Source organism: Streptomyces sp. NPDC059201, assembly GCF_042754585.1.
Taxonomy (GTDB): Bacteria; Actinomycetota; Actinomycetes; order Streptomycetales; family Streptomycetaceae; genus Streptomyces.
The window spans coordinates 114,422-126,327 of the sequence record NZ_JBHZBB010000011.1 but is presented as its reverse complement, the minus strand read 5'-3'; the positions used below and the strand labels follow the sequence as shown (position 1 = coordinate 126,327).

Annotated in this window: 9 protein-coding genes; 6 read left to right on the top strand and 3 right to left on the bottom strand. The window is 73.2% G+C overall.

Annotated features, from left to right (window positions below):
* Positions 1–71: 71 nt before the first annotated feature.
* Positions 72–1,268, top strand: a complete 1,197-nt coding sequence (locus ACFXMG_RS30235) for a hypothetical protein (protein WP_383828228.1) — start codon at positions 72–74, stop codon at positions 1,266–1,268.
* A 12-nt stretch (positions 1,269–1,280) separates the two neighbouring features.
* Here the strand turns inward: ACFXMG_RS30235 and ACFXMG_RS30230 are convergent, their stop codons facing one another.
* Both ACFXMG_RS30230 and ACFXMG_RS30225 read right to left on the bottom strand, forming a co-directional pair.
* Complete coding sequence (locus ACFXMG_RS30230; protein ID WP_383828226.1) at positions 1,281–3,746, bottom strand: MFS transporter; 2,466 nt, start codon at positions 3,744–3,746, stop codon at positions 1,281–1,283.
* A gap of 269 nt (positions 3,747–4,015) precedes the next feature.
* A complete protein-coding gene (locus ACFXMG_RS30225; RefSeq protein WP_383828273.1) occupies positions 4,016–4,459 on the bottom strand; it encodes an SRPBCC family protein in 444 nt (147 codons plus the stop codon).
* A gap of 161 nt (positions 4,460–4,620) precedes the next feature.
* On the opposite strand from ACFXMG_RS30225, the gene ACFXMG_RS30220 reads away from it, so the two are divergent.
* From ACFXMG_RS30220 to ACFXMG_RS30210, 3 genes are all read left to right on the top strand, one after another.
* Positions 4,621–5,676: an Rv2578c family radical SAM protein gene (locus tag ACFXMG_RS30220; protein ID WP_383828224.1), complete on the top strand. Its 1,056-nt coding sequence runs from the start codon at positions 4,621–4,623 to the stop codon at positions 5,674–5,676.
* Between the two features lie 113 nt (positions 5,677–5,789).
* Entirely contained in the window at positions 5,790–7,400 is a 1,611-nt protein-coding gene (locus ACFXMG_RS30215; RefSeq protein WP_383828222.1) for an alpha/beta hydrolase, read from the top strand.
* Positions 7,401–7,504: 104 nt separating this feature from the next.
* Entirely contained in the window at positions 7,505–7,948 is a 444-nt protein-coding gene (locus ACFXMG_RS30210; RefSeq protein WP_383828220.1) for a RidA family protein, read from the top strand.
* 31 nt (positions 7,949–7,979) lie between these two features.
* On the opposite strand, the gene ACFXMG_RS30205 is transcribed toward ACFXMG_RS30210, so the two are convergent.
* Positions 7,980–8,597 carry a HEAT repeat domain-containing protein gene (locus tag ACFXMG_RS30205; RefSeq protein WP_383828218.1) on the bottom strand — a complete coding sequence of 206 codons (618 nt, stop codon included), beginning with the start codon at positions 8,595–8,597 and terminating at the stop codon, positions 7,980–7,982.
* 379 nt (positions 8,598–8,976) lie between these two features.
* Here ACFXMG_RS30205 and ACFXMG_RS30200 point away from each other — a divergent pair, with 379 nt between their 5' ends.
* Entirely contained in the window at positions 8,977–10,758 is a 1,782-nt protein-coding gene (locus tag ACFXMG_RS30200) for a 3-hydroxyacyl-CoA dehydrogenase family protein (protein ID WP_383828216.1), read from the top strand.
* Positions 10,759–10,858: 100 nt separating this feature from the next.
* Entirely contained in the window at positions 10,859–11,701 is an 843-nt protein-coding gene (locus ACFXMG_RS30195; RefSeq protein WP_383828214.1) for a TetR family transcriptional regulator, read from the top strand.
* The last annotated feature ends 205 nt before the right edge of the window (positions 11,702–11,906 follow it).

Below are 11,906 nucleotides of genomic sequence, written 5' to 3'. Positions count from 1 at the left end.
AAACATCGCCAAGCGGTACGTATAGGCTGTCGGCCGCAGTTGTCCCGCCCGACCGATCCGGAGTGTTCTCGGTGACCATCGCCCTCGATCCGTCCGACACCATCCCCGCCTCCTCCCCCGCTTCCTCCCCCGCACCGGAGGAGGGCTTCTGGGTCCCCGGGGCCGGCGAGCCCGAGGCCGCCGCCCCGGAGGAGACCGGTGAGCCCCACGTGGCCGCCGAGGAGACCGGTGAGCCCGAGGACGCGGAAGAGGTGACCGCCGACCCCGCCGACCACGATCCCGTCGTCGTCCGGGACGCCCAGGACTTCGGCGTCTACGCCCGGACCGGGGGCTGGACCTTCGCCCTGAAGGTGGCGCGCAGCGTGCGGCCCGGCGGGCAGCCGGCCGAGGGCGCGGCGGCGCGGAAGGTGTCGGCGCGGGCGTTCGCGGCGCTGGCGGGCTGCTCGGCGGAGCGCGTGATGCGCTACTACAAGGCGTGGGACATGGCGGCCGACGACGGTCTGGTGCCGCAGTTCGAGGTTCTTGAGCCCGGCGCGGAGATCGACCTGCCGGACGCGGACGTCTGGCTGTCGTACTACACCTCCCGCAACAGCGCCTCCTCCGTGCGCGGCCAGGCGATCAGCGCCGCCGCCGAGGCGGAGGGCATCCGGCCGACGAAGGCGCTGGAGGTGGCGGAGAACCCGACGGCGCTGCGGGCCGCGATCCTGGCGGACCCGGGGACGGCCGAGGCGGCGCGCGGGGCGCTGCTCGACCGGATGAAGGAGGACCCGGCGCTCCAGACGGAGATGGCGCGGGCCTTCGCCCGCACCGACGACCTGAAGAAGGCGGTGGCGAGCGAGGCGAAGGTCGCCGACCGGATCGGCTACGTCCGCCAGATCGTGGAGAACGGGCAGATCAAGACGCCCGCCGGGCAGACCGTCGAGGCGCCGGCCGAGGTGCGCGCCGAGGCCGAGCGGCATCTGTCGCTGATCGACGAGCTGGACGACTCGGAGGAGGCCGGCGAGTGGGCCGGCGAGGCGTACGAGTCGGTGAAGGGCCTGGTCGCCAAGGCCGTCGAGGAGGACCCGGCGCTGCGGGTCCAGGAGCGCAGGACCCGCTTCTACAGCAGCCTCCAGAAGGCCACGAAGGTCTTCGAGGAGCTGACCCTCGACGAGGTCATGGAGGAGGAGATCTACGAGGAGGACATGCTCCAGCGCCTCGAAGCCCTCCAGGAGGCGATCGGCAGTTGCATCACCGCTCTGCGCAAGGCCGCGCCGACCGCCTCCTGAGGTTCCCCCGGGTCAGTCCTGGTGGCCGAGTTGGAGGTCTCGCTCGGTGCGGCCGCCGCCGGCCACCTGGAGGACGGTGGCGACGGGCGGGTACCCGGCGGCGATGACCGTGTACTCGCCGGAGGACAGGTCGACGAAGCGGAAGGTGCCGTCGGGGCCCGTGGTGAGGGTGTCGACGACGTTCCCGGCCGCGTCGAGCAGGGTGACGCGGGCGTCCTCGACGGGCCGCCCGCCGCCCGCCCTGACCGTGCCGCGCAGGACGGCGCCGCCGGCGAGCTCGATGTCCTGGCGGGTCTCGCGGGAGGACTGGACGCTGACCGGGACGGCGGCGGGCCGGAAGGCGGGGGCGCTGGCGGCGAGCGTGTACTCGCCCGCGACCAGTTCGGTGATCACGTACCCGCCCTCGCGTCCGCTGCGCGTGGAGGCGACGACCTCGCCGCGCACGTCGGTGAGGGTGACGGCGGCGTCCCGGACGGGGCTGCCGTCGGCGGTGAGGACGCTGCCGGCGAGGCGGCCCGCACCGCCGAGCACGACGTCGAGCTCGACGGGCCGATCCCCGACGGTGACGGAGACGGCCTGCGGCTGGTGCCCGCCCGCGGCGGCGATGAGCACGTACGCGCCGCTGCCGGGCACGCTGAGCGCGTACCGCCCGTCCTCGCCGCTGGCGCCGCGGCCGATCTGGCGCCCGCCGACGTCGATGAGGGTGAGCGCGGCGCGCGGGACCCGGCTGCCGTCGTGGTGCTGGACGGTGCCGCAGACCGGCACGCCGCTGTGCTGGTAGGCGGCCGCGGGGGCCGGGGCGGCGTGGCGGGCGTGCGGCACGGCCTGGACGCCGGCGGCCTGGTCGTAGGGGATGTCGGTGGCCTCGGGGGCGGGGGTGTGGTGGGACACCAGCGGTTGCTCCTTGAGGAAGAAGGCGAGGACGAGGCCGAGCACGAGGACCGGCACGAGGTAGAGGAAGATGCGCGGCATGGCGTCCGCGTACGCCTGGATGTAGAGGTCGCGCAGGGCGGGCGGCAGGGCGTGCACCGTCTGCGGGGTGATCGCCTCGGCGGGCGGCAGGGCGGCGGCTCCCTGGCCGCCGGAGCCCTGGATCCGCGGGAGCCGGTCGGCGAGCGCGTCGTCGAGGCGGGAGGCGAAGAGGGTGCCGAAGATCGCGGCGCCGACGCTGCCGCCGATCTGGCGGAAGTAGTTGTGGGCGCTGGTGGCGGTGCCGAGGTCGCCGGGGCGGACCGAGTTCTGCACGGCGAGGATGAGCACCGGCATGATCAGGCCGATGCCGGTGCCGAGCACGGCCTGCCAGAGGCTGTGGGTGAGGCGGGGCGTGCCGATGTCCATGCGGGAGAGCAGGGCCATGCCGAGGACGGAGAGGGCGGCGCCGAGCACCGGGTAGATCTTGTAGCGGCCGGTGCGGCTGATGAGCTGGCCGGAGACGACGGAGGCGATGACGATGCCGCCCATGAGCGGGAGCATCAGCAGCCCGGACTCGGTGGCGGTGGCGCCCTCGACCATCTGGAGGAAGCTCGGCAGGTAGCTGGCGGCGCCGAAGAGGGCGATGCCGACGACGGCGCCGACGAGCGCGGTGACGGTGAAGACGGAGTCGCGGAACAGCCGCAGGGGGATGAGGGGTTCGGGCGCGAAGTGCTCGACGACCAGGAAGAGCAGGGTGGTTCCGGCGGCGCCGCAGCCGAGGGCGATGATGACCCGGTCGTCCCACGCGTACTCCGTCCCGCCCCAACTGGTCAGCAGGACCAGGCAGGTGGAGGCGGCGGCGAGGAGCAGGGTGCCGAGGACGTCGAAGCGGGCGCGGACCTTCGGCTTGGGCAGTTTGAGGACGGTGGCGACGACGGCGAGGGTGACGAGCCCGAAGGGCACGTTGAAGTAGAAGCACCAGCGCCAGGAGACGTGGTCGGTGAAGAAGCCGCCGAGGAGCGGTCCCGCGACGGAGGCGAGGCCGAAGGCGGCGCCGATCAGGCCCATGTAGCGGCCGCGTTCGCGGGCCGGGACGATGTCGGCGATGATCGCCTGGACGCCGATCATGAGGCCGCCCGCGCCGACGCCCTGGAGGGCGCGGAAGGCGATGAGTTCGTCCATGCTGCGGGACCAGCCGGCGAGTCCCGAGCCGATGACGAAGACGACGATGGCGAAGAGGAAGACGCTCTTGCGGCCGAGGAGGTCGCCGAGCTTGCCGTAGACGGGCAGGCCGATGGTGGAGGTCAGCAGGTAGGCGGTGATCGCCCAGGACATCCGGTCCAGGCCCTGGAGTTCGCCGACGATCTTCGGCAGGGCGGTGGCGACGATCATCTGCTCCAGCGCGGCGAGGAGCAGCGCGAGCATCAGGCCGAGGAAGACGAGCCGGACGCGGCGGGGGTCGAGCGGGGTCTCGGCCGGGGGCGGCGGCGGGGGTCCGGCGGGCGGTCCTTCCCCGGGGAGGGCCCCGGCTCCCCCGGCGTCCTTCACCAGCGTGATCGCACCCACGTACGACTCCCCTCGTCACGGCTCCGCCCTGGCTCGGAAGTCGCCTCGGCGCCGGGTCATTCTTCGCATCGGGCGCGAAGCGGGAGCAAGTCGGGCGAGGGGGGCGGGAGGTGGACCGGCGGGAGGCCGACGGGGGCGAACGGCGGGGCACGAGGGGGCACTTGCGGCGCTCATCAGCGCATTCATGGAACTCCCCGCGCCCCCTCGGCGCGCGGGCGCCGGTACGGGGGCGACGGGGAATCCACTCGAATCGGTGAACGCCCCGGGCGTTACTTCTCGGTCTCGGCCGCCAGGTTGGCGAGGACGACGTCGTAGATCCGGGCGAGGCCCTTGGGGGCGAAGGTCCGCTCGAAGAAGCCGCCGACACCGCCGGCGCCGTTCCAGACGGAGGTGACGACGGCGCGGGACTTGCCGTCGCCGGCCGGGGTCACGGTCCAGGTGGTGACCATGGAGGAGTTGCGGTCCTTCTCGACGAGCTGTCCGTCGGTGGGCTCGGTGACCTCCAGGAGACAGTCGCGGACGCGCTTGCTGGTGGCCTGGAGCTTCCAGTGGACGAGGGTGCCCTCGCCGTCGCCGCCCTCACGCACCTCGTACTCGCTGAAGTGCTCGGGCAGCAGCTTCGCGCGCGTGCCGCTGTAGTCGGCCAGCGTGTCGAACACGGTCTCCGCGTCCGCCGCGATGATCCGTTCCGTCGTGGACTCGACCTGCGCCATCGCATTCCTCCAGCTCATGGTTCTTCGGGGGTGTGGGGCCAAGCGAACCACGAGCCCCCCGGGGCGCGAAATCCGGGTTGCGACGATCAAGAGAACAGGTGTTCTATTCTGAACACTCAGGCAATCGAACGTACGAACGAAGTCGACCGAGGAGGCGCCCCGTGCGCTGGGACCATCTGGGCGAGACCCCGTCCGCCCCCGCCGACGCCGCCCTCTTCGGCACGGACGCGGTCACCACCCGCACCTTCGACACCCCCGAGTTCCGCGGCATCACCTTCCACGAGGTGCGGGCCCGCTCGATCCTCAACCGGGTCCCCGGCGCCTCCCGGATGCCCTTCGAGTGGACCGTGAACCCCTACCGTGGCTGCACGCACGCGTGCGTCTACTGTTTCGCCCGCAAGAGCCACGGCTATCTCGACCTCGACACCGGCCTCGGCTTCGACTCCCAGATCGTCGTCAAGGTCAACGCCGCCGAGCTGCTCACCCGCCAGCTCGCCTCCCGCCGCTGGCAGGGCGCCCACATCGCCATGGGCACCAACGTCGACTGCTACCAGCGGGCCGAGGGCAGGTACCGGCTCATGCCCGGCATCCTCACCGCGCTGCGCGACCGGGCCAACCCCTTCTCCATCCTCACCAAGGGCACCCTGATCCTGCGCGACCTGGAACTGCTCACCCAGGCCGCCGAGGTCACCGAGGTCGGCGTCTCCGTCTCGGTCGGCTTCACCGACGAGGAGCTGTGGCGCACCATCGAACCCGGCACGCCCTCCCCGCACCGCCGCCTCGACGTGGTCCGCACCCTGGGCGAGCACGGCATCGACTGCGGGGTCCTGATGGCCCCCGTCGTGCCCTTCCTCGGCGACTCCCCCGAGCAGCTGCGCGCCACCGTCCGCGCCGTCGCCGAGGCCGGCGCCGCCTCCGTCACCCCGCTCGTCCTCCACCTGCGGCCCGGCGCCCGCGAGTGGTTCATGGCCTGGCTCGCCCACCACCACCCCCACCTGGTCGGCCGCTACGAGCGGATGTACGCCGGCGGGGCCTACGCGCCCACCTGGTACCAGCGCCGGATCACCCGCCAGGTCCACGAACTGGCCGCCGAGTTCGGCATCGGCCCGGCCGACCGGGGCAGCCCGCGCCGCGCCCCCCGCACCGCCCCGGACCCGACCCCGGGCCCGACCCCGGCCCCACCGGCGGGCGACCCCGAGCAGCTCACCCTCCTCTGAGCCCGCCGACACGCCGACAAGTCACCTGACGCGCCGTCATCACCCCCCGCCGATCGGGTCGATTACCCGCGGAACAGGTCGTGTCCCGTGTCCCGCGGGGCACTCCACGCTCCATGACCACCCGCGCAGGAATGCTGATCGCCGCTGGGGCGCTGGTCGCCGGGACGGTCACCGTCCTGCCCGCGTCCGCCGCGGGCACCGGTGAACCGGTCCCCCGCCCCCTCCCCCCGCTCGCCTGGACCGACTGCGGCACCCAGGCGTACCCGAGACTCCAGTGCGCCACCCTCGGGGTGCCGCTCGACCACGACGACCCGGCCGGCCGGAGCATCACGCTCGCGCTGACCCGGATCCCGCACACCGCGAAGACCTCTCAGGGCCCCCTCCTGGTCAACCCCGGCGGCCCCGGCGGCAGCGGACGCGGCATGGCCGGCTACGTCGCCGCCTCACTGCCCGCCGAGGTCGCCGCCCAGTACGACGTCATCGGCTTCGACCCGCGCGGCGTCGGCAAGAGCGAGCCCGCGCTCGACTGCCGGCCCGGCCACTTCGACCCCGTCCGCCCCGACTCGGTGCCGCGCGGCGCCGAGGCCGAGCGCACCGCCCTGGAGCGCGCCCAGGCGTTCGCCGCCGCCTGCGGCAAGAAGCACGCGGACGTGCTCCCGCACATCGACACCGTCTCCACCGCCCGCGACCTCGACCTGATCCGCAAGGCGCTCGGCGCCGAGCGGATCAACTACCTCGGCTACTCGTACGGCACCTACCTGGGCGCCGTCTACGCCCGCCTGTACCCGGAGCGGGTGCGGCGGATGGCGCTGGACTCCGTGGTCAACCCCAACGGCGTCTGGTACGAGGACAACATCGCGCAGGACTACGCCTTCGACACCCGCCACAAGGACTTCATGGCCTGGGTGGCGAAGCACAGCGCGGTCTACCGGCTCGGCACCGACCCGGCGGCCGTCGAGGCCGCCTGGTACCGGATGCGCGAGGAGCTGCGCGACGCGCCCGCGGGCGGCAAGGTCGGCCCCGGCGAGCTGGAGGACACCTTCCTGCCCGGCGGCTACTACGACGGCTACTGGCCGAAGCTGGCGAGCGCCTTCTCCGCGTACGTCAACGACCAGGACCCGGCCCCGCTCACCGCCGCCTACGAGCGGTACGGCGAGGCCGACGCCGCCGCCGACAACGGCTACTCCGTCTACACCGCCGTCCAGTGCCGCGACGCCGCCTGGCCCAAGGACTGGAACGTGTGGCGCAAGGACAACTGGGACGTCCACGCCAAGGCGCCCTTCTCCACCTGGAACAACGCCTGGTACAACGCGCCGTGCGCGTTCTGGCCGGTGGAGCCGCTCAGCCCGCCGGACGTCAGCAACGACCAGCTCCCGCCGGTCCTCGTCCTCCAGGCCACCGACGACGCGGCCACGCCGTACGAGGGCGGGCTCGCCCTGCACCGGATGCTGCGCGGCTCCAGCCTGGTCGTCGAGCAGGGCGGCGGGAACCACGGCGTGACCCTCGCCGGCAACGCCTGCCTCGACGAGCACCTGAGCACCTATCTCGCCACCGGCACCGTGCCGCGCGCCCAGGGCACCTCGGAGGTCGACGCGGTCTGCGCCGCCCTCCCGGCCCCCGAGCCGGAGCCGGCGGCCGCGAAGAAGACGGCCAGCACGAAGCGGGCGGCCAAGGTCCAGCCCGCCGGGACGACCCTCCACGGCCTCCTGGGGCACGTGCGCTGACCTGCGGATCTCCGCCGCCCGACGACGCCCTACGACCCCCCCGACGACGCCCGTGCCCCCGAGGGGCGCGGGCGTTGTCAGTGGGGTGCGCGAGGATGTGGGGCATGACCAGCCACCTGACCCACGTCCCCGCCCCCGAGGGCCTCGCGCCCAGCCCCCAGTACAGCCACGTCGTCTGGGGGACGGGCCGGTTCGTCGCGATATCCGGGCAGGTCGCGCTCGACGCCTCGGGCGCCGTGGTGGGCGTCGCGGACCCGGGCGCCCAGGCCCGGCAGGTCTTCGCCAACCTGGAGCGCTGCCTGGCCGCCGCCGGCGCGGGCTTCGGGGACGTCGTGAAGCTGACCTACTTCCTCACGGACGTGGCGCACCTCCCGGCCGTGCGGGACGCGCGGGACGCGGCCTTCGCGGGGCTGCCGCTGCCCGCGAGCTCGGCGGTGCAGGTGGACGCGCTGGTGCGGCCCGAGCTGCTGATGGAGGTGGAGGCGTTCGCGCTGGTCCCGGAGGAGCGCCCCGAGGACGGACGGGCGGAGCTCCGGCTGATCCGTTGACGCGCCCCGGGTCCGGCCCCGGCGCGGCCGGTCAGGCTCCCGGGTCGCCGAGGAGGGTCAGGGAGCGTTCGGCGGCGCGGCCGAGGCGGAGGTGCGGGAGGGCGGCTTCGAGGACGTCCCGGGCCAGCGGGTCGCCGAGGGCGCCGAGCCCTTCGACGCAGGCGAGGCCGACCCGCCAGTGGGGGTCGCCGTCCGCGAGCCGTCGCTCCAGGACGGTGACGAGGGCCGGGGCGGACTCGGGGGCGCGCAGGTCGGCGAGGAGCCGGACCGGCAGGAGCGCGTAGGCGACGCGGAGTTCGTTGGTGGCGAGGGCGGCCGCGGCCCGGGCGGTGCGCGGGTCGCCGAGCCGGACGAGGGCGTGGGCGGCGGTGACGCACCGCTCGGGGTCCCGGTGGTTGAGGAGGAGGACGAGGGCCTCGAAGGCGCGCGGGTCGCCGGTCACGCCGAGCCGGTAGGCGGCGATCTCGCGGGCCCAGAGCGGCTGCGCGGGGGCGGTGAGCAGCCGGTGGAGTTCCTCGGGGTCGGTGGTGCGGGCGAGTTCTCCGAATGCGGCGGGAAGGGTTCCCTCTGCTTTCTCGATCTCGTCCCTCAATCGATCGATCATCGAGCAGAATTCGGGATCCTCGGAGATTCCCTCGGCGTTTTCCATGAATCCGAGGCTATCCGCGATCCAGATCACACTTTCCCGAGTTCCCAGGACTGGCGCGCTCGTTACCCGCCGGTTAATCTCAAGTGAGCGGGGAACCCCCGCACTTCTCGCCGCGGCCTGGTGACGCAGCCGTGGTGAGCGCTTGTCGGTTCGGCAGTTCTCGACGTGGCTCAGGGACAGAGCCTTCGTCCCCCCTTTTCTCTCTTCCAGGCCCTCGCCGCTGTGCACCGGGCCCGCGTCTCCGTACTCCGGGGCCGTATCCCCTTACACCGCGGCGCCGCCTCCACGCGGCCGGCCGCGCCCTCGGCATTTCCGCGCCCCTCACTTTTCCGCGCGCGCACCGCCTTCAGTCGTCACTCTTCCTCCCAGGAGTCCCCTGATGGACACCCCTCTCTCCACCATCGCCGTCGTCGGTCTCGGCACCATGGGCACCGGTATCGCCGATGTCCTCGTCCGGGCCGGCCGTGAGGTCGTCGGCATCGACATCAGCGAGTCCGCGGCCGCCCGGGCCGTCGCCGCCCTGGAGGCGTCCACCGCCCGCGCGGTGGCCCGTGAGCGCATCACCGAGGACGAGCGGCAGGACGCGCTGGCGCGCTTCCGCGTCTACTCGGACCTCCAGGCCGCCGCCGCGGCCGACCTCGTGATCGAGGTGGTCCCGGAGTCGTACGAGACCAAGCAGGAGGTCCTGCGGGCGCTGGACGGCATCGTCCGCCCGGACGCCATCCTCGCCACCGGCACCAACGCGCTCTCCGTGACCCGGCTGGCGGCCGATTCGGCGCACCCGGAGCGCGTCCTCGGCCTGCACTTCTTCGCGCCGGTCCAGGCGATGAAGCTGGTCGAGGTGGTCTCCTCGGTGCTGACCGACCCGCGGGCGGTGGACGCGGTCACCCGGCTCGCCCAGGACCTCGGCAAGGAGCCGGTGGCGGTCGGCGACCGGGCCGGTTTCATCGCGGACGGGCTGCTCTTCGGCTACCTGAACCAGGCCGCGGCGATGTACGAGGCCCGCTACGCCTCCCGCGAGGACATCGACGCCGCCATGAAGCTGGGCTGCGGCCTGCCGATGGGCCCGCTGGAGCTGCTCGACCTGGTGGGCGTCGACACCGCCCGTACCGTCCTGGACGCGATGTACCAGGCGTCCCACGACCGGCTGCACGCCCCCGCGCCGATCCTGAAGCAGCTCGCCGAGGCCGGTCTGACCGGCCGCAAGGCGGGTCGCGGCTTCTACACGTACGCGGCGCCCGGCTCGGCCGAGAAGGTCGCCGACGCGCAGACCCCGGCCGCCTCGGGCGCGGCCGGCGCGGCCCGCGAGGTCCGCTCGGTGGGCGTGGCCGGCTCGGGCACGATGGCCTCCGGCATCGCCGAGGTCTTCGCCAAGGCCGGGTACGACGTCGTGCTGGCGGCCCGCTCGCAGGAGAAGGCGGACGCGGCCAAGGCGTACATCGCGAAGTCGCTGGCCCGCTCGGTGGACAAGGGCCGGATGACCGGCGAGGCGCGCGACGAGACGCTGGCCCGGATCGTCCCGGCCGGTTCGCTGGACGCCTTCGCCGAGGTCGACCTGGCGGTCGAGGCGGTCGCCGAGGACCTGGGGATCAAGCAGGAGCTGTTCGCCCGGCTGGACAAGATCTGCAAGCCGGGCGCGGTGCTCGCCACCACGACCTCCTCGCTGCCCGTCGTGGCCTGCGCCAAGGCCACCTCGCGTCCGCAGGACGTCATCGGCATGCACTTCTTCAACCCGGCGCCGGCGATGAAGCTGGTCGAGATCGTCCGTACGGTCCTGACCGCCGACGACGTGCACGCCACCGTCCGCGAGGTCACGGCGAAGATCCGCAAGCACGGGGTGGACTGCGGCGACCGGGCCGGCTTCATCGTGAACGCGCTGCTGTTCCCGTACCTGAACAACGCGGTCAAGATGGTCCAGGAGCACTACGCGACGCTGGACGACATCGACACGGCGATGAAGCTGGGCGGCGGCTACCCGATGGGCCCGTTCGAGCTGCTGGACGTGGTGGGCCTGGACGTCTCGCTGGCGATCGAGAAGGTGCTGCACCGCGAGTTCCGCGACCCGGGTCTGGCCCCGGCGCCCCTCCTGGAGCACCTGGTGGCGGCCGGCTGCCTCGGCCGCAAGACGGGGCGCGGCTTCCGCGAATATGCCCGCCGCTGAGCCGACCGAGGCCCGGCAGGGGTGGGGCGGGCTGCTGGAGCCCTCCGGCGGCCCGCCCCCGCAGGCGCGTCTTCCTGCACCGATGCAGTACGTTCGGGTCATGCCCAAGGCCGTGAAGACACCCCGTGCCACCTCCCCGTCCGACGCTCAGGAGAGCGCGGCGGGGACCCGTGCCGCCGCGCAGCGGCTGAAGATGCGGCGGGAGCTGGCGGCCGCCGCGATGGAGCTCTTCGCGACGAAGGGGTACGAGGCCACCACGGTCGACGAGATCGCGGCGGCGGCCGGGGTGGCCCGGCGGACCTTCTTCCGCCACTTCCGGTCCAAGGAGGAGGCGATCTTCCCGGACCACGACGACACGCTGGTGCGCGCGGAGGCGGTGCTGAACGCGGCGCCGCCGCACGAGCACCCGCTCGACACCGTCTGCCGGGGGATCAAGGAGGTCATGAAGATGTACGCGGGCTCCCCCGCGATCTCCGTGGCCCGCTACCGGCTGACCCGCGAGGTCCCGACGCTGCGCGAGCGCGAGATCGCCTCGGTGGCCCGCTACGAGCGGCTGTTCACCCGCTATCTCCTGGGCCACTTCGACGAGCGCGACCACCACGACGGCAACGACGACCCGCTGCTCGCCGAGGTGGCGGCCTCCGCGGTGGTGACGGCCCACAACCACGTGCTGCGGCGCTGGCTGCGGGCCGGCGGCCAGGGCGACGTGGAGAGCCAGCTCGACCACGCCTTCGCGATCGTCCGGGAGACCTTCGGCACCGGGATAGGCGCGGGCCGTCCGGCCCCCTCCTCCCCGCAGTCGGCGCAGCCCGTCCAGGAGGCCGTCCAGGAGCCGCCGGCCCGGGTCTCCGCCTCGGGTGACGTGGTGGTCGCCGTGGCCCGTACGGACGCTCCGCTGGACGAGGTCATGCGGACCATCCAGCAGGCGCTCACGAAGGGCTGAGGCGCCCTTCTCCCCCACCTTCGAAGGTCCGACAAGAGGGCCGCCCCCGGTTTCCCGGGGGCGGCCCTCTTCGCGTTCCCCCAGCTCAGAGGCCCATTCGATCGATCATCGCTCATCCGTGAGCACCTTTTCGCATCTGAGAGAAATTGTTGGCACGCAGTGCCTTGTCACGTGACACGGCGTGCCATACGTTGATCTCGTCCGG